The 20,370-nt window shown below is 25.8% G+C and carries 16 protein-coding genes; 1 reads left to right on the top strand and 15 read right to left on the bottom strand.

The window, feature by feature from the left end; all coding sequences use genetic code 11:
• Nucleotides 1-87: 87 nt before the first annotated feature.
• The 3 genes from pepI to H8891_RS06445 all read right to left on the bottom strand — a co-directional run bounded on the left by pepI (nt 88) and on the right by H8891_RS06445 (nt 2,979).
• The gene (pepI, locus tag H8891_RS06435; RefSeq protein ID WP_187005686.1) at nt 88-969 is read right to left on the bottom strand and encodes a proline iminopeptidase; all 882 of its coding nucleotides are present in this window, start codon (nt 967-969) and stop codon (nt 88-90) included.
• Between the two features lie 458 nt (nt 970-1,427).
• Nucleotides 1,428-2,171, bottom strand: coding sequence for a flagellar motor protein MotB (locus tag H8891_RS06440; protein ID WP_330604929.1), 744 nt, complete (start codon nt 2,169-2,171; stop codon nt 1,428-1,430).
• Nucleotides 2,164-2,979, bottom strand: coding sequence for a motility protein A (locus H8891_RS06445; protein WP_187005688.1), 816 nt, complete (start codon nt 2,977-2,979; stop codon nt 2,164-2,166). Before H8891_RS06445 ends, H8891_RS06440 begins: the two co-directional genes overlap by 8 nt.
• Nucleotides 2,980-3,412: 433 nt before the next feature.
• On the opposite strand from H8891_RS06445, the gene H8891_RS06450 reads away from it, so the two are divergent.
• Nucleotides 3,413-3,850 carry a hypothetical protein gene (locus H8891_RS06450; protein ID WP_187005689.1) on the top strand — a complete coding sequence of 146 codons (438 nt, stop codon included), beginning with the start codon at nt 3,413-3,415 and terminating at the stop codon, nt 3,848-3,850.
• A 356-nt stretch (nt 3,851-4,206) separates the two neighbouring features.
• On the opposite strand, the gene H8891_RS06455 is transcribed toward H8891_RS06450, so the two are convergent.
• The 12 genes from H8891_RS06455 to H8891_RS06510 form a co-directional block, all read right to left on the bottom strand.
• Nucleotides 4,207-5,247, bottom strand: a complete 1,041-nt coding sequence (locus H8891_RS06455) for a glycoside hydrolase family 113 (protein ID WP_187005690.1) — start codon at nt 5,245-5,247, stop codon at nt 4,207-4,209.
• A gap of 77 nt (nt 5,248-5,324) precedes the next feature.
• On the bottom strand, nt 5,325-7,382 hold the full coding sequence (locus H8891_RS06460; protein ID WP_187005691.1) for a cellulose biosynthesis cyclic di-GMP-binding regulatory protein BcsB: 2,058 nt from the start codon (nt 7,380-7,382) through the stop codon (nt 5,325-5,327).
• 11 nt (nt 7,383-7,393) lie between these two features.
• Nucleotides 7,394-8,644 (bottom strand): glycosyltransferase, encoded by a 1,251-nt coding sequence (locus tag H8891_RS06465; protein ID WP_187005692.1) that lies wholly within the window; start codon nt 8,642-8,644, stop codon nt 7,394-7,396.
• A 2-nt stretch (nt 8,645-8,646) separates the two neighbouring features.
• Nucleotides 8,647-10,266, bottom strand: a complete 1,620-nt coding sequence (locus tag H8891_RS06470) for a DUF2334 domain-containing protein (RefSeq protein ID WP_187005693.1) — start codon at nt 10,264-10,266, stop codon at nt 8,647-8,649.
• A complete protein-coding gene (locus tag H8891_RS06475) occupies nt 10,256-11,104 on the bottom strand; it encodes a diguanylate cyclase domain-containing protein (protein ID WP_187005694.1) in 849 nt (282 codons plus the stop codon). The genes H8891_RS06470 and H8891_RS06475 overlap by 11 nt, the downstream gene beginning before the upstream one ends.
• Nucleotides 11,105-11,501: 397 nt before the next feature.
• Nucleotides 11,502-12,662, bottom strand: a complete 1,161-nt coding sequence (locus H8891_RS06480) for an iron-containing alcohol dehydrogenase (protein ID WP_187005695.1) — start codon at nt 12,660-12,662, stop codon at nt 11,502-11,504.
• A 238-nt stretch (nt 12,663-12,900) separates the two neighbouring features.
• Nucleotides 12,901-13,908, bottom strand: coding sequence for a PocR ligand-binding domain-containing protein (locus H8891_RS06485; protein WP_187005696.1), 1,008 nt, complete (start codon nt 13,906-13,908; stop codon nt 12,901-12,903).
• A gap of 370 nt (nt 13,909-14,278) precedes the next feature.
• Nucleotides 14,279-14,929, bottom strand: coding sequence for a helix-turn-helix transcriptional regulator (locus H8891_RS06490; protein ID WP_187005697.1), 651 nt, complete (start codon nt 14,927-14,929; stop codon nt 14,279-14,281).
• A 32-nt stretch (nt 14,930-14,961) separates the two neighbouring features.
• Nucleotides 14,962-16,146: a M20 metallopeptidase family protein gene (locus H8891_RS06495; protein ID WP_187005698.1), complete on the bottom strand. Its 1,185-nt coding sequence runs from the start codon at nt 16,144-16,146 to the stop codon at nt 14,962-14,964.
• A gap of 399 nt (nt 16,147-16,545) precedes the next feature.
• Nucleotides 16,546-18,231 carry an ABC transporter ATP-binding protein gene (locus H8891_RS06500; RefSeq protein ID WP_330604928.1) on the bottom strand — a complete coding sequence of 562 codons (1,686 nt, stop codon included), beginning with the start codon at nt 18,229-18,231 and terminating at the stop codon, nt 16,546-16,548.
• Nucleotides 18,224-19,993, bottom strand: a complete 1,770-nt coding sequence (locus H8891_RS06505) for an ABC transporter ATP-binding protein/permease (protein ID WP_187005699.1) — start codon at nt 19,991-19,993, stop codon at nt 18,224-18,226. The genes H8891_RS06500 and H8891_RS06505 overlap by 8 nt, the downstream gene beginning before the upstream one ends.
• 20 nt (nt 19,994-20,013) lie before the next feature.
• Nucleotides 20,014-20,328: a hypothetical protein gene (locus tag H8891_RS06510; RefSeq protein WP_187005700.1), complete on the bottom strand. Its 315-nt coding sequence runs from the start codon at nt 20,326-20,328 to the stop codon at nt 20,014-20,016.
• Nucleotides 20,329-20,370: the final 42 nt, after the last annotated feature.

Consider the following 20,370-nt stretch of genomic DNA (forward strand, 5'->3'; position numbering starts at 1 on the left):
ACTTTCGGTAACCCTAATTAAAAGTATATAAAAAAATAGATTAAACATATATGTTTAATCTATTTCTCTATGTGAATTTATATAATCTTAATCATTTTCATCTAACCATTTGGTTAAAACTTCTATATATTTATCATTTTCTTCAACAAATGGCATATGTCTTGAATATTCAAATAGTTCCCATTTACTATTAGGAATTCTGTCATACATAGTTTTTGCAATATATGGTGAACATAAATCTATTGCTCCACTAGTTATTAAACAAGGTTCTTTTATTTCATTTAATCTATCTGTAAACTCATATCCAGAAAGAGTTCCTGTAGGAGAAAATTCATTTTGTCCCCATCCTACAATGTATGCTTCAGACCCTGATTTTTTAGGTCTTCTTAAACATTCTGGAGAACCTTCAGTTACCTTACCTGCACAGTACATTTCCATAAACTTATCTAATGCATCACTATATTCTTTACTGGAATAATCTCCAGTATTTACTGCATCAAGTAAAGCCTTTTGGTCAGCTTCATCCATATATGAAATTCTTCTTTTTTGCTCTTTTTCCCAAAGTTTTGCTGAAGAAAGAGTAGATGAAAGAATATATGACTTAATCCCCTTTGGTTTATGCTCAATAGCATACCAAATAGCTTGCATACCTCCCCAAGATTGCCCTAATAAATGAATTTCTTCAAGTCCTAGATGTTTTCTTAGTTCAATAAGTTCTTTTATCCAAGTGTCAGCATTAAATAATTCAGGGTGACCTTCTACAAATGAGTTCCCACAACCAATTTGGTCATACATTATTACTTGTCTACCACTTTTTGCTACTTTGTCTAATACCTCAAAGTAGTTATGTGTAGAACCTGGTCCTCCGTGAAGCAGTACTAATGGTTTCTTTCCTTCTGTTGCTTCACCTACTATACGGTAATAGGTTTTAAAACCTTCAAAAGGCATGTATCCTTCAGTAATTTTCATGTTTCCCCCTCCAATTTGACATTAGGAACATTAGCTCCTTAATAAGACTATTCAAAACTTCTATTCCATTTCAATATATGCTTTGATTTTTATACTTCCTTTTATAAATAGTATACCATAAAAGTAACAAATCTCCATAACAATCCAACCATTAAATTCCATTAACTATCTAATTTTATTTTTCTGATGTCCTTGAAGGTTATATATACAAATATGCAATGGTTTCATAATTTAAAACTTGATTTATCCACATATAATTTCATAAATTTTAGGTAAAATAAAAACACTTATTAAATAAGTGTTTAATCTTCATTATTATACTAAATACTTTCTTTATTAAATACTATCCTTCAGGTGTTTTTTCTAAGAAACTCATTTTCCCAATAAATTCTAAGTTAAATTCATTGGGAAAATAAATTCATCTTTAATAACTAACTCTTTAGCAAAATTCATTAGATTTATTTTTTATTGTTTTCAACTTCATTAAACTTTGAATTCATAATTAATATATCTACTCTTCTGTTAGTTGACTTACCTTCTGCTGTACTATTGTCAGCTTTTGGTCTATATTCGCCATAACCTATTGCTGATAATTTTTCTGGTTTTATATCTGCTTTTTTAATTAAAATTTGTGCGACATTACTAGCTCTCATTACTGATAAATCCCAGTTAGATTTATATACTTCATTATGAACAGGAACAGAGTCGGTATGACCTTCAACCCTTATATAACTGCCACTTCCCATAGCTTGATTTATAATTTTACTTATCTTAATAAGTTTATCAATTTGTTCTGGTCTTACTTCTGCCCTACCACTATCAAAGAATAAAGAATCTTTAAAACTAACAACTAATCCTCTTTTTTCTATAGTAGTACTAACGCTATTAGAAAGATTATTCTCTTTTAAATATTTATCTAAATTTTCTTTTACTTTTTTTAATTTTGCATCTTCAGATAATCCGTTGCCTATTTCTCCACCCATTTTACTTCCAGTGTCTGCAATAGCACTACCATCACCCATTGCTTGATTTAGCGCTGTTGTAAGCTTTTCATACTTTGCTTTATCTATAGTACTCATTGCATACATTATTATAAAGAAAATCATTAACAGCGTTATAAAGTCTGCATAAGAAAGTAACCAACGTTCATGATTTTCATGTTCTTCTTCTTCTTCTTCCACATACTTTTTTTCTTTATGCACTCTTTGTAACCTCCTTATTTCCATCTCCAAAATATCTTGATTCTAATTTAACTTGATCTTTTTTATCTAGAAAACCTTTAAGTGTATCTCTTAAAGTAGTTGGACTTACATTTTCTTGAATTAATGATATAGCTTCTATTATAATATCTTTTTCTAATTGTTCAGCCTTAGCTAAATTTTTAAGTCTAGTTCCTATTGGAAGAAATATTAAGTTTGCACTACCAAGCCCATAAAGTGTAGCTAAGAATGCAGCTGATATACTACCACCTAATGCATTCATATCTGCTTTAGCTAGTCCTCCAAGAACATGTACTAAACCTAATACAGTACCAACGATACCCATAGTAGGTGCTGTTCCTCCAGCAGAGTCAAACATAGCTGCACCAATTTTATGTCTTTTAAAACTCATTGCTGCCTCGATTTCTAACATGTTTCTAATATCTTCAGGCTTCACACCATCAACTGCTGATTGAAGCCCTTTTTTTATAAAAGGATTCATGTTTTCATCTTCCTGTAATTCCTCTTCAAGGCCTAAAAAACCATCTTTTCTTACTTTACTTAGCACATGATCAAAATAAAAAATTAGCTCTACTAAATCTGTTGACTTTCTAGTGAAAGCTACACGTAAAATTCTACCTATATTTTTTATTTGTTTCATAGTGAAAGATGTACCTAAAGAACCAATCGTTCCTCCAAAAACAATTACAAACGAAGTCCATGAAAGTAGTGCTGTCGTATGACCTCCTTCACCTACAAAACCTAGTATTAAAAAACCGAAACCTAGTATTAAAAAAATTAAACCAGACATAATTTATTGTTCCTCCTTTTATTTTTATATCTTTTTAAAGCTTTGCTTTTTTAATCGATTAATTATACTTTCGGTTTTTACTCTCATATATTAAGTATTTTTTTAAAATATAATTGTAAAATAAATTTAACATTACATATCTTATATATTTAATCTTATAAATTAACATATTGTCCTACTTTTTTTATTTAAAAATTCATCTACAGCTACGGTTTTAGAGTGTAGTTTAAATGTCTCAGATTTATAATTCAACGTAATAAAACTTAAAATTACAAAATACAATATACATACTTAAAAAGGTATTTTCAGAATTTCTGATAATTTAAAAGCTCCTGTACTTAAAGGTATATGAGCTTCATATTAATTACCACTAATGATAAAATTGTGTAATTTTGATATAATAATATTAAATTAAACTTAGGAGATTTATAAAATGAAAGATGAATTTAACAATAAATATACTTCTAGTAAGTATGCATGGGATGATGCCATGATTTTAGATAAAGTACAAGAAATTTTAGAAGGTAAAAACATAGATGATTTAGAATTTACTGAAGAAATGATTGAAAAGTTAAAAACTAAATTAAGTGAAAGTGTTTCTTCGGAAGAAATAAACCAATCTGCATATATAGTTGCTCAAAATATTGAAAAGTTAAAAGTCTTACCTCAAGAAGATATAAAAGACTATATATTAAGATTGAAAAATTATTTAAATAATACTACTTTAAATTGTATTAAATCTGAGTTTAAAGGTATTAAATTTGAGGTTTATCGAGATTCTTATGTAGAAGATGTGTTTAAGGAGTATTATTCTAAATATGATGAGATTTATGGAATATCACAGATGCTTTCAGATTTAGGGTTAAAATAACTCTATATGTTATAGTATTTGTTAATTAATATATTATTGTACTTAAGATGTAGATAAAATCTACACTCTTTTATTTTGTCAAAATTTATTGTTAGAATAAAAAATATATTAACTATAAAAGAAAATAATTTCGTAAAAATAGTTTACTTTTAAGACTATTTGCTTAAAGAACTTACATGATAATATAACTTAAGTTTTAACCTATATAAAATAAATACCCTAAGTACAAAAATAACACTCAGACTTTTAAAAATACAATCTATAAGACATTGATTTATATTTCATTAACTTCATATTTTTTAAATCAAAAAAGAGATATTATTTTAATCAATAATATCTCTTTTTATCTCTACACATTAATTGTACCAACTAGATATAACCTCTATACTTTCATTTGAAGGATAAAAATATTTATCCTTTCCTTTTTCCCCTACCGCAAATATAGAGAACCCTTTTATATATTTTTTATCTTCAAATACAGTTTTATATGCTTTAAAACACCTTGCCTGTTCTTTATCATTTTCTATGTTAGATACTTCGCTATTCCAAGGTTGTGTTGCTGCATTATCTTTTCTAGGAAATCCTAATTCTGCAAAATAAATTTCTTTGTTATATTTTTCATAAAATTTGTTTATTTCTTCTACTACATTTTGATTTCTATTATATATAGTAGTAGATCTTAGACAGTTTACTAATTCTTGAACTGTATTTTCTTTTTTATCACTAAGTTCAAAATAAGCTGCTATTGATATAAAATCAACTTTTGAAAATACTTTATTGTTAAGCTTTTTATAATAATCATCCTTGCTTTTTTTGTCCCATGTAGCCGTATACCACCATGTAGTTTTATATGTGACTTCACCATTAAATCTTCCTTTAACAAATTTGACTATATCACACCAACTATCTTCATAACTCTCTAGCTTTGAAAAATTTGATGCTACAATCATTATGTCCACATCATATTTATTCGCTATTTCTTTAATCAAAGTATATAATATGTTTTTCCAATCCTCAAAGAATTTTTTCTTATTTTTAGGATTATAATCAGTCTCATATTTACTACCATTATCTATCCATGGATATGCTTCTAATATAACATTTATATTCTTTGAATTTAGTATTTTTATTAGTTCTATTGCTTTTTTCTTGCTGTTATCATCTATATTCATATTATTGGAGTTTAAATTAGGTATATTTATAACTATAGGTACATTAACAGTGTTTACATTTAAATTATCCACATCTTTTAAGGTCTGTTCTATATCATAATCGGTTGATAAATTAACAGATTTTATTTTTTCTTTTATATAGTTATCTTTATTATTATTTTTGCCAACAAAGAAAATACCTAATATTATTAATGAGCTAACTATTATTAATACATATTTTTTCATATTTCTCCTATCTTTATAAAGTATAAAATACTAAGCATTAATTAATGCTTAGTATTTTATATTTTAATTTATCGTTTCTATTTTTTATACTTTAATGCTAATAAAACTGTTGCTGTTGCAACCATTAAAAATAATACCCCTGATATTATTATAAACGTCTTACTATCATCATCCAATTTATTAGATTCTTTTATTTCTTTATCTTCATCTACATCATCTAAACTATAATTTAAATCTTTTATTTTACCTTCCCTATCAATTACTATTGTATCTCCTTTTAGCGATTTTGTAAGATCTAAATCACTTAAGTATCTGCTACTTAATTTTAAATCTTTCATCTGTGTTGATGCTAAAATCATCATTCCTTTCTCATTATTATATGGTGATTTTAACATTTGTATTGTTGCCAATTCTTTTGAATAATCTCCTATAAACTTTATCTTTTTATTATTTTCAAATCCTGTATAGTCTTTATTAAATTTTAAATTCATGTATTTATTTACATCTTTTATAAGTAGATTATTGTTTGGAGTTCCAATTATTATTAAATTCCCCTTTTTATCATCTGAATTTAATTCGCTTGATTTTATAAATTTCATATCTCCATTATTATATTTAACACTATGTCCTATATAAGATATTATACTACCTATTTGCGTCAACTCTGTTGAGTTTAACTTATCTGGTACCACAACAACTAAATCATTAACCTTATCATCCTTTGCGAATGGATATGGGTAATTTGTCATAGTTAAATTATTAATATCATTATAATCAAATTTTATATATGATTCATTTGATATATATGCAAATGGATTATCAGTATCTCTAGTTACGCAAGCTAAATCTAACAATTCTAGATTAAATACAACTTTTATTTGATAATAATTTTGACCTAAAATCTCTTTGGGAAAATTCAATTTTAATGTATCATTATTAGCATTTTCCTTACTTAACTTCTTGCTACCTATCGGTATATTATTTACATATATAGTTACTAGAGATCTTTCAAAATCTAAATTTTCACCATATCTAAAGTCTAAATTTATGCTACTACCTTCTTTTACTTCTTTACTTTTAGGTACATTTATATCAATTATTGCTTCTTGTGTAAATGGCCCCTTTAATGTGATATTATCATACCCTAAGTCTTTAAAAGATAATGTATTTTTACTTTTATAATCATATATATCATTTACATCTGTATCTTTATTTATTAATATACTATCTTCATTTATTTCATTTATTAAATCTTCACTACTTATAAGTTTACTTGCTTTTTTAAGTAATTCTTCATTATTTGATATTAAAAGAAGCATTTTTTTATTTTTATCAAATATTGAGTTTACATTTTTTATAACACAATTATTATTTATATTTTCTTTTTCTTTTTCTGTTAACAAGTTAAGTATGTCAATTGAAGTGTTACTTTCTTTACCTATATATATAATATTTTTGTCTTTATTTTTAAACTGAGAGTATGTACTTATATTAAAGTCTATATTTTCATATTTTATTTTTTCGCCAAAATCATTAGCAAATATCATAGCAGAAGTTAATTCTTCATTTGAATAGTTATCTGGTATTAATATGCTTGTTTCTAATTCATTACCTGTATTTAAATTTATGTAAGTATCTTTGTATTCACTTATTAAATTTGATACTGGCTTATAGTTATAAGATAAGCTTATATCAGATTCTTTATGTATTACTAACCAGTTAGCCGTATTTGAATCGTCCCTACAAATCTTATCAGAGATGGTCTTATATGCCTTTATTTCTACTTCATTGTATCCTCTTTTTATTAAATCTTTTGGTATGTCTATACTTATTTTCTTCTTATATTCCTTGTTTCCACTTAACCTTTCTGAGTGTATAGGCACATCATTTACAATTATCGTTATTGTAGAATAATCTACATCTAATAGTTCACTTTTTGTATACACTAAATTTATTTTAGCATCTTTAATTGATACATTTTGAGGCAAATCAAAATATTTGTTAGTACTACTTATAACCCCACTCATAGTTATATCATTTTCAAATTTATAATTTTTTACATTTTCCTGTGCAAAAACTATATCAAAGCTTGTAAAACTAATAATTAATGATATCATTATTGTTATTAATCTCATTTTATTTTCTCCTAAAACCTTTCTGTTTTATACCATTTTACTTCTCTTTTGTGTATGGCATCTAAAAAATACCCTATCATTCCTTTTATAGCAACAATTAACCACATTTGAGAATATGTAAAGTACATAAGCCCAACTAAAAATATATTACTTAAGGTGCTTTCTCCTTTTTCCATACTAAGTGTTATAGATACCTGTACTATAAATAGTATGTATGATAACATCCATATAGTAAAAAAGTTAAAAGGTATATTTATAACTACTATTTTAAATATTCCTAGTAAAAATATTATGTCTGATAATACAACTGATGTTAAAAATAAAAAATATACAGAGAAAAAATATAATATATCAAATAAAACTCGATTTTGTTTACCCTTAAATAGATTAGTAATATACTTAAGTAGTACATATATATTTCCTTTTACCCATCTTGTTCTTTGCTTTATCCATACATTTACTGTTTCTGGTTCTTGTTCCCAAGTTACTGCTTGAGGAACATAAGTTATTCGTTGTCCCATTTTATAAATTCTAAAACTTATTTCAGTATCCTCTGCTATTGCTTTTGTATCCCATCCACCTAAATTTTCCATAGTACTTTTTCTAAGTACAAAGTTTGTACCAGGTATTGTACAAAGACCTAATAATTGTTTTCTACCTGCTTGTGCTATCCATTGAAAACTTAAAGTTTCTATATTTATAAACTTTGTTAGTATATTTTTATGTTTATTTCGAGTTCTAAATTTCCCTATAACTGCTCCTAATTTTTCATCTTTAACAATGGTCTGTATCAAGTATCTTAAAGCAGTTTTTTCTGGTGTATTGTCCGCATCATATATTGCAATATACTCTCCCTTTGATATTTTATATCCAATATTTAGTGCATTTGATTTCCCTTTACCACCTGTTTTATTGTCAGTATTTATAATCGTAAAATTATAGTTTCTATATCTATTTTTTATAGATTCTAATATTTCCTTCGAGTCATCACTAGAATTATCATTTATCACTATAAGCTCCATTTTATCTCTTGGATAATCTAATAATAATAATGATTCTACTGTTTTTCCTATTACTTTTCCTTCGTTATGTGCTGGTACTAATATTGATACAAATGGGTACTCTTTTAACTTCTCATCTTTAAATTTAAGACTCCTTAAGTAATAGATGTATCCATTTATAGCTAATATTATATTTATTAAAAGTATTGCCCATATAGATGCTAATGAAATTAAAAATATAATATCTACCAAACCTATCATAGTTATCTCCTTATAAACTTTTGTCTGTTGATAATCTTAAATACTATAAATATCAGTATAAATACTATTAATACTGCAATAACAAATTTAAGAACTATATCATTTATATTTCTTATAACTTTATTAAATGTTTTATTATTTTCAGTTTTTATTATTGATTTAGATTTATCATAACTTGCTTTTATATTATTATTTGAGTTTATTTTTATATCATATATATTTATATAATTAGTATTCTTTTTTAAATCTAAAAAGCTTACATTTTTAGATTTAAAATAGTCTATACATTCTTTTAAATAATTTATATTTATATTGGGATTAAAGTAAAAACCTCCAGTATATCCTCTTACCATAGATAATTTATAATAATTATACTTTATTTTATCTAATGATAGTTTATAATCACTAGATAAATATCCTAAATTTTCAGGTATTAATATATTAAAGTTTTTACTATCCTTTATCATATATGGAAATGTACTTATCTCAAAAACTTCATCATTATTCTGATATCTACCTACATATGTTGATATGTATTTTTTAATTTCTTTATATCCCGCTTGAGTCATTGCATCTTTTTGTGCTTCAAAGCCTAAAGGATATATATCATTTTCAATACATATTCTTATACCACTTAATAATCTATCTTTAACATATGTGTTTAAGTCTGTATTATTGCTATTTAATACTTTTTCATTATAAAACTCATACTCTGCTTTTTTTGATTTATTTTTTATGTTGTGTGAATATCCATTTAATATGACACTTCCACCTTTTTGTTGCATATACTTTATAGTATTTATAAGCTTATCATCTATCATAATCATTTTTTTACTATTTTTTTGCATATGTGTAGGTGTTAAAGATATTATAAATGGAATGTTTTCTTCGTATAGATAATTAGATATTTCTTTTAGCTTAGTTATGTCTGAAAAAGGATTTACATCTTCTATTCTTACAAATATTTTGCTTTCACTAAAAGATTTTTTTTCGAAGAAGTCATTTAACGTATCTTCAAATATATAGGATTCATACATGTCCCAATTCGATATATAATATAAGTTCTTTTCTTTTAATACAAATGGATAAGAGTTATATCCATCATTCATAGTAGAAATAATTTTACTTTCATTAGATGGTTTTACTATGTTATAATTATTCTTATTTTCTAAAATTATATTATTATCCTTGTAATTTAGATTTGTTATATTATTATTTTTACCTATATATTTTATTGAAAATTTATTCTTCTTATATTCTAGTAAATTTTCAATTTTATCCCCTATCCAGTATATATTCTTATTGCTATTAACAATATCTTCTATAAATATTTTATTACCTATATCATTATTTATATTTATAACGAATATATAATCATAATTATTTAAATTTCCTTTTTTATAATCATCTATATTAATACTTTTTACATCTTTATTGAATACATATAATAGTTCATTAAGATGATTTACTGTATTAATATTAGAATTAAAATTTGTTTTAGTTTCATATACTATAAGAGATTTTTTATTTATACTGTCATCACCATAAATTAAATTTGTACTTGATAAAATTATACATGAGATAAAAATTATCGATATTATAAAAGTTCTTTTAAACATCATATTGTAGCTCCTCTTGTACATATGTTTTGAATTCAATAGGAGACTGTATACCTTTTTTGTATTCTAATGCTGCTATTTTTGTGTCTATATTTATATAGTTTTTATTGTTTTTTAGACTTAAACTAATTTCACCTATACCTGTTTTTATTCTTTCTTTCACTATATTAGCACCGTTTTCCCCCGTATTTGGCATTATAATAGCTATAGTATCATTTTCTATTGTGTATCTTTCATCTTCGATTCTTGTAGACTTTGTTATTATGTTACTTATATCTTTCATTAGTTTATTAGTTTTAGATTCTCCAAGTATTTTCTTTGTTTCTTTATAATATGATAATTTTACAAGCATTAAAGTAAGTTCAGTTTTATGTCTTTTGGCCTTACTAATTTCTCTTTCCAAGTTCATATAAAATGCTTTTACATTGAATAATCCTGTGTCTTCATGTATAGTAACTAAGTTTTCATATTCCCTTTCTAATTTAATGTTTGATTGTTGAAGATTATTTATACTGTTCGTAAATTTTCCAGTTGTGTAAGATACTATTGGCATAAATACCATCCATAAATAAGAAATATATGTTATCTCTACACTATTTGCTAAACTTATGTAAAATATATATGCTGCATACATAAATATAGCTATTGATGTAGATATAAGCCCCACTATTATTCCTCCTGTGTAAGTTACAATTATAGTGAAAAATGTTATGCAAAACATTATAAAACTTAAACTTTGTATTTGAAATTTTGAGTTAAATACAAATAACACCGTAATTATAAATAATTCTAATATTAGTCCTAAAAAATATCCATCTATCTTTTTAGATATTCTATTCATATAATCGCTCCTTTCTTTTTTTTATTTTATCATACTCTTCCTACTTTTGCATTTTTCCTATATAAAAAAGGTATTGATAGTTAAATCTATCAATACCTTTTTTGTGAATTTCAATGGTGGATACGATTCATTATAATCATATCTACTATTTTATTAATTTTTATTTTTTATTTATAAATATAAAAAACATATTATTCAACATTTAAACCTATAATTATTGATTATCATATTATAAAACTACAGTTTCACATGTAAATGGTATAACTGATATTAAACTATATTTTCAATCAAGTTAGCTACTTGAAAAATGTGCTAGTCTTTACATTAGACCTGCAAAAACTTATCCCAATCTCACCCATAAAAATTCCCCTCTCAGTTCTGAAAGGAGATATTTTTATTAATATGCTGCTTTAAATATATTTATTATATCTTGTTTGTTACCTTTTCTTGGATTACTAAATGCATTTCCATCTTTAAGAGCCATTTCAGCCATATATTCGAAATCTTCTTCTTTTATTCCCATTTCTTTTAATGAAGTTGGTATTCCTATATCTTTAGATAATCTAAACATTGCATCTATTGCTTTTTCAGCTGATTCATGAACTGATAACCCAACTATGTTTTCTCCCATAAATTCAGCTATATCGGCAAACTTTTGTGGGTTAGATATTATATTGTACTTACAAACATGAGGTAATAACATTGCATTAGCAACACCGTGTGGCATGTCGTATAATCCACCTAATTGGTGAGCCATAGCATGAACATAACCTAAGTTAGCATTGTTAAACGCCATACCAGCTAATAATGATGCGTAAGCCATATTTGTTCTAGCTTCTAAATTCTCACCCATAGCAACTGCTTGTCTTAAGTTATTAGATATTAATTTTATTGATTGTATAGCAGATGCATCTGTTACAGGGTTAGCATCTTTAGAAACATAAGCTTCTACTGCATGAGTTAATGCATCCATTCCTGTAGCTGCAGTAAGTCCTGCTGGTTTTCCAATCATTAATTCTGGATCATTAAAAGATACTAATGGTAAGTTTCTCCAACTTACTATAACATATTTAACCTTAGTTTTTGTATTAGTTATAACACAGTGTCTAGTAACTTCACTTCCAGTTCCTGCTGTTGTATTTACTGCTAATATTGGCGGTAATGCATTAGTTAATGTTTCTATACCTGCATATTCATATAAATCACCTTCATGAGTTGCAGCTATACCTATACCTTTACCACAGTCATGAGAAGAACCTCCACCTACTGTAACTATCATATCACAGTTTTCATCTTTGAATATTTTTAAGCCATCAGCTACATTTGTATCTTTTGGATTTGGTTCAGTTCCATCGTATATAACAACTTCAATACCTTCTTGTGTTAAATATTTTATAGTTTGTTCAACTGCTCCATTTTCTTGAGTTCTTAAAAATTTATCTGTAACTATTAAAACTTTCTTTCCACCTAACATTTTAGCTCTTTCACCGATAACTTTTAAACATCCTGGTCCCATAAAGTTAACACTTGGTACTAAATAATCATACATTCTGCCCATTTTATATTCCTCCAATTTATATCTGTCAATCTGAACATTTAGCTAAAGCTTCAAATCTATTGAGGCTCAATTTCGTGTGCTTCCTTGATTTAAGGTTTTCGTTTTCCTTGATATAATTTTAACTTTTTTTCTTATTAAATACATCTTAATATTTTAACTTTTTATGTAAAATTTTAGTCTATTTTAACTTTAAAAATAGGATTTTTTTGTATCAAAGGTAAAAAAGAGCAAAAAAATCCTATTTTTTAAATTGCACTAGTTTTTTATACATATCCCTAAATTTTTTTGGAGTTGTTCCCTCTAACTTTTTAAATATCCTTATAAAATAACCACAGTCTTCAAATCCTAAATCTAAAGAAATATTATTTATTGCTTTATCAGTATTTATTAACAATTGCTTTGCTTTTGCTATCTTTTTCATATTTAAATATTCAATAAAATTAATTCCTGTTTCCTTTTTAAATAATTTACTAAAATAGCATTGACTTAAATTACATATAAAAGATATTTTTTTTAAAGTTATACTTTCATAAATGTTATTATCAATATATTCAATAGCTTTCATAATTGGAGATTTTCCATCATCTTCGTTAATCATTAAATTAACATTTTCCTTTGCATCTACTTCTTCTATATCTATACATTTACTACTATCTTTATTTTCCTTTTGTTCATTATCATGTTCGTAGTTAATTTCATTTAAGGACATCTTAAGTAATGCTTCTTCTACTATATAATTACTTATATGAAACATCATCTGCGCTATGGATTTTATCTTGTCAAAATTTAAAATAGGTAGTTTACTATATTCTATCTCAAGTTCTTTTTTTAATCTTTTATCCAAATTTTTGAAAGTATTGTCTACTTTTACAACTTCTTCTAATTCAAGATTATCATTTTCCTCTACTAAAATCTGACCTGCCATCATAGCTCCTAAATATTGACCCCTAACTATTATAGGTACAGCAAGATCTACTAACCCTTTATGACATTTATATATATATGCTTCTTTAATTCTAGCAGATTCTACTCCTCCTCTAGAATCACACTTTTCACATAAAGCCGAATATTCATTTATTTCTCTAACCATACAGCAAAATTTTGTACAGTTGCTATGTCTTGTTATTGGTTTACCCTTATAATCTACCATTATTATAGCTACATCTGTAGCTTTAGCTATATCATCTTGTATTTTTTGAAATGACTCTATATTTATTATTTCTTCTAATAATATTGTATCCCTCAATATAACACATCCTTTTTTAATTTTTATGTTATGTTGCATTTTCATTATATTGTGATGTATATATTTTTTCAATACATAAAACTACAAATATCTACAATAAAATCCATACTAAACTTATATCTTCAATAGTTCCATCCCTCCTACTATAAAATCAACTATATCTTATGTTGATTTATTATAATTATCAAAAATAAAAAATGTATTGTAAAAAACAATACATTTTTTGTGTATTTCAATGTTATATATGATTCGCAATAATCATACACACAATTTATCTTTATAATTTTCTACATAGTCATTTATTTTTACACTTACTAAATAACTTTTTACTAATCTAATAATTTTCTTAAACTTTATTATAAAAATGCAATTAAATAAATTTTATTTTATCTTTATTTTCAGAATAGCTGATTATAGTACCTTCATAACTTTTATTACACATCATAGCATTAGATATTTTATTAATTAAAATAATCATATACTCTTCTCTATAGCAATATAAACATAAACCTTCTTTTCTTAGTACATAAGAGATTGGATATACTTCAAACTTATTACCTTTTACTTCTAATTGTATAAATGACTTATTATCTAAAGATCTATCAATTTCTTTGCATATTTCATTTTTAGTGTCAAACTCTTCTTCATATAAATCTATTATAAATCGTTCTCTAAGATTACTTAAAATTTTAGAACATCTATCATTATCTACGAACTTAAATTTTTCAATCAAAAAAGATTCACTTATATCCTTACTTATTTTTTCACCTATATACAATGCAAATATTAAAGATCCATAATCACTATATTTTAGTATATACTTTGATATTATATAGTTTTTATCAATCTCTACTCCTCCGTTTACACCTCTATATATAATTATAGGTATTCCTAGTATTGATAACTTATCTAAATCCCTTCTTATTGTTTTAGTAGATACATTAAAAATTTCAGATAACTCCTTAATTGTAACTTTAGAATTACACCTTAATAGATAAAATAAAATATCTAATAATCTCATTAATACTTCCTTTCAACCTACTAATTATATATTTACTTATTATTTTTTAACCACATTATTGCACTATACGCATAAATAGCTGCTCCTGTAGGTAATATATCTTCATTAAATACAACCTTCTCATTATGCATTGGTTCTCCAAATAAAGTATTCTCTTGTTTTGAACCTGCACCTAGCATAACATATAAGCTTGGAACTTCATATGAATAAGAAGCAAAATCTTCTGATCCCATTCCTCCAGATTCAAATAATATAACTGATTGTTCTCCTACTAAATCTTTCATATAATTAGTAATTTCATAAGCTAAATTATTATCGTTAGTTAATGGTGGTACTGAAGATAACTCTATTAACTCAGCTTCTCCTCTAAACATTTTAGCAGTAGATGTAACTATATCATTTATTCTGTTAAATATAAATTCTCCTACTTCCTTGTCTAAACTTCTGATAGTACCTTCCATAACAACCTCTCCTGGTATTATATTTGGTGCATCTCCTCCAACAAATTTACCAATTGTCACAACAGCCGGCTTAGTAGCTGATATTTCTCTACTTATTATTTCTTGTAAAGACAAGTAAATATGAGCAGCTATATTTATGGGGTCTACTCCTGTTTCAGGCATAGCTCCATGACATCCAGATCCTTTTACAACAATTCTAAATCTATTACATCCTGCTATGCTAGTTCCTAAGCCACATAATATTACATTTGAAGGTGTTCCAGAGTGTATATGCATTGCCATGGCTGCATCAACTTTAGGGTTTTCAAGTACACCTGCTTGTATCATCTTCTTGGCACCTGTAAATCCTTCTTCATCCGGTTGGAATACTAATTTAATAGTACCTTCTATTTGATCTTGATTTTGTTTTAGTAACTTAGCTGCACCTAAAAGCATTGCTGTATGCATATCATGACCACATGAATGCATACATCCATTAGTTGATTTAAAATCACATTCAGTTTCTTCCTTCATTGGTAATGCATCCATATCTGCTCTTAATAAAAAAGTTTTTCCTGGTTTATCTCCTTTAATTGTGGCTACTATACCACTTTCACATATTTCCTTAGGATCATATCCTAATTTTCTTAATTTATCCATCACATAAGTTTTTGTTTTAGGTAATTTAGCCCCAACCTCAGGATTACTATGAATAGTTCTTCTATAAACTATCATATCTTCTTTTATTAACTTAGCTTGTTCTATAAACTTATTCATAACTCTACCTTCTTTATTTTTAGATTTTAATTTATTCTTTTACATATTTGATAGATTAATTCATCAATTGAATTAAGTATTTATTTCTTACCCCTTTTAATCTATATATTAAACTTATTGATATTTAGATAAGCTATATTTAGATAATAGTAAATAATGTTGACACATATTGTCTACATTATAATATTTTTAATATTTTATAATTTTATTGAAATTTGTTATCTTTTATATTTTTCATCAATATATTTAATAATCCTACACTCAATATATTTCATTTCAAAATCTTCTATTTATAAGATTTACATGTCTAAAATAAAATTTACATAAAAAAGATATTGATTTTAATCAATATCTTTTAGAGTTATACTCACAATTTTCTAATTAATCGAGATTATACTTTTAATAGTTAAACTTAAGTGTATTATCTTTTACATAAACTTTTTTATCACATATAGATGTACTTGATTTCCTATGTGATACCATTATTATTGTCTTATCATCTGATTCTTCTTTTATACTTCTTAATATTTGAGCTTCATTAAGAGTATCCAAATTGCTAGTTGGTTCATCAAGAATTAAAACTTGTGGATTATGTAAAAATGCTCTTGCTATACCTAATCTTTGTCTTTCTCCTGATGAAAGGTTTGAACCTATTTCTCCAACATTAGTTTCATATCCCTTTGGTAGTGTTTCTATAAACTCATGTATAGATGCTTTTTTACAAGCACTTATTATTTCTTCACGAGTTGCATCTTTTTTACCAATCTTTAGGTTATTTTCAATTGTATCATTAAATAAAAATGTCTCTTGACTTACTAATGATTGTGATTTTCTTAAAGACTTTGTTGGAATAGCTTTTATATTTTTATTGTCTATTTCAATACTTCCCTTATCTACATCCCAAAATCTCATCATAAGTTTTAAAAGTGTACTCTTTCCACATCCACTTTCACCGATTATTGCAATCTTATCACCTTTTTTAATGTTAAGATTTACATCTTTAAGCAGTACTTCTTCTCTATCTAAATACTTAAATTCTAAATTATTTATATTAGTATTATTCATTTCTAAATCATCATTTCCAGCTACCTCACAAACAGCAGGTACTTCATCTAGTATATCAAATAATCTTTGTGCACAAGCAAATGTATGCATTAAGTTGTTTGATAAGTTACTTAGTGCCACAGTAGGACCAAATGAACTAGAAAGTAAAACTAAAGCTACTACTAATTGTCCTAGGTTTATAGATTGAGATTTGTATAATGTAACACCTGCATAAAGTGTTGTAAGTATTGCTATCATTATCGTTATATCAGTTAAAGCTCTTATTAAACCTTCATGGCCTTTTATGACCTTCATCTTTTCATTTAATTTATTACTATTTTCGTTTATTGAGTTTAATCTATTGTTTCCTTGCCCAAATAATAGTATTTCTTTTATCCCTTTTAATGAATCTAACAGGAAACTATTAGTTTTTCCAAATTCATTTCTATAATCAAATCCTGCTTCACTTCCCAACTTAGAAGATAAAACTGGTATTATATATCCTACTATTATATAAAAAACTACTCCTATTATTCCAAAGTATGGATTTATATTATATAAAAATACTGCTATTATAGCTGATGTAATTATAGCTATTGCTATTGGTGCTATGGTATGAGCATAAAATACTTCAAGTAACTCGATATCACTTGTTATAACTGATATTAGATTTCCTTTTTCCTTACTTTCAAGCTTAGCAGGAGCTAACTTCCTTAAAGCTTTATACACCTTATCTCTAAGTATGGCAAGTATTTTGAATGCTATATAATGACCTGAATATTGCTCTATGTATCTTAGTATTCCTCTAATAACTCCACATACAATTATTATTTTTACACAAGTTTGTAAAGTATATCCCATATCCAAACCTATAATATTTCCCATAGCTACTGCTCCAAAAGTAGTTATAGCTATAGCTGCTAAAAATCCTAATACTCCAAAACTTATTGTTATCATCATTACAGGCACTAATGGCTTTAATATTTTTATAAGTCTAAGCATTATCTTTCCACCAGATAACCTCTTTCTTTCCTTATTCACTTATAGCCACCTCCCTAGTTACATCTTCTTTGTATATATCTTCTAATTTTTCTTGATTTGTGTATAAATTAGCATACACTGAATTATTCTTCATTAAATTATCATGATTTCCACTCTCAACTATATACCCTTTTTCTAATACATATATTTTATCTGCATTCTTTATATTAGCTAATCTATGTGATATGACTACTACTGTTTTTTCTTTAGATAGTGCATATATTGTTTCAAGTATTGAATCTTCACTTTCAACATCTACATTTGATGTAGCTTCATCAAATATATAAACTTCTGGGTTTGTAAGTATCATTCTGGCTAAAGCTAATCTCTGCTTTTGACCTCCAGATAAGAATGATCCATTTTCTCCAACTGGAGTTTGTAATTTTTTCTCTAATCCCATTACAAATTCATATAAATTTGCTTTTTTAAGGGCACTATATAATTCTTCTTCAGTTGCACATTCATTGCCCATTCTTAAGTTTTCTTCTATTGTAGAATTAAATATATATGAGCTATGGCTTATAAAACTAACCTTTTTTCTTAATTCATCAAATGGTATATTGTTTAGATTTATTCCATTTAATAAAATCTCCCCTTTATCAACTTTATTTAATTTTAAAAGTAAATTAGTTATTGTACTTTTTCCACATCCACTTTCTCCTACTAAAGCAACCATAGACTTATTTTTTATATCTACATTGACATTATGTAAAACTTTTCTTTCATTATCATAGCTAAAATCAACATTATTTATTGATATAGAAATATTCTCTAACTTTTCTTTATCCTTATCAGATAATTCTTTTTCAGCTTCAACCTTAGTATCAAGTAAATCAAAAATCTTATCAGCTGCAGCTAATCCATTCATAGCTACATGGAAAAATGATCCTAAAAGTCTCATTGGTATAAAAAATTCTGATGATAATAGTATTATTACAACTGTTGATCCTATTGTAATGTTCCCATTGTAAAATTCAGTAACAGCTATTAATATACCTATTGCTGAACCCCCAAATGCTATTAAGTCCATTATTGTTATAGAATTTAATTGCATTGATAAAACTTTCATTGTTATATTTCTAAAAGTTTCTGCTTCTTTATTCATCTCTTGATTTTTTTCTTCATCTAAATCAAATATTTTTAAAGTTGTAAGACCTTGAAGATTTTCTAGGAAAGAATCTCCTAAGTTAGTGTATATACCCCAATATTTACTTAAAAGTTTTTTAGCAAATTTCATTACAGCTGCTATTGATATGGGTATTAGTGGCACACATATTAAAAGTACTATTGCGGCTTTAAAACTTATAGGTGCAATAACTAAAAATAAAGTAAGTGGTGCTAATAAGCTGTAAAATAATTGAGGTAAGTATCTACCAAAATAAATTTCAAGTGCTTCTACTCCATCTACTGCTATTTGAACAATTGAAGAAGTTGATATTGTATCATTGTAATTCACACCTAATTTTAATAATTTCTTATAGATGCTTTCTCTAATAGATGTTCTTACATTTGCTGATGAATAATAAGAAAATCTTCCTGACATATAATTGCATACAAATCTTATTAATATTAATGAACCTAAGTAAAGTACATAAACTCCTGTATTAAAGTTTAAATCATTATTATGTAATTTATCTATTATATTACCTACAAATAGTACTATTCCGATATTACATATTATAGATATCCAGTTCATTAAAACTGTAAGATATACATATTTTTGAGATTCTTTACTAAGCGAAAGCAATCTTTTGTTTATCATAAATAATTCCTCCTTTTATATTAACTGATTATGTGAAATGCAAGTGCTCCTGCAAAACCTATAACTGATATTAAATGCAACCATTTATATTTTTTTCTCACCTTGTTAGTTCCAGATAATATTATTAATATACTAGTTAGACCTACTAGTAAAATTGTAATTTCTTTATCCTTAACAAAATCTACTAATGAATAAATAATCATTGCTAGTGCACCTATGGTACCTGTTGCAAGATGTAGCTTTAAACTTAATTTGTTGTTTATAAATTTAAAATACTTAAAAAAACTAGTTATTATAGCTAATAAAAAAAATATTGATCCTAATCTGTGTAACATTTAAATCTCCTTTTACTTCTTTCTTATTTTAAAATTAAAAAT

It is taken from the genome of Paeniclostridium hominis, from assembly GCF_014306135.1.
Classification (GTDB): Bacteria; Bacillota; Clostridia; order Peptostreptococcales; family Peptostreptococcaceae; genus Paraclostridium; species Paraclostridium hominis.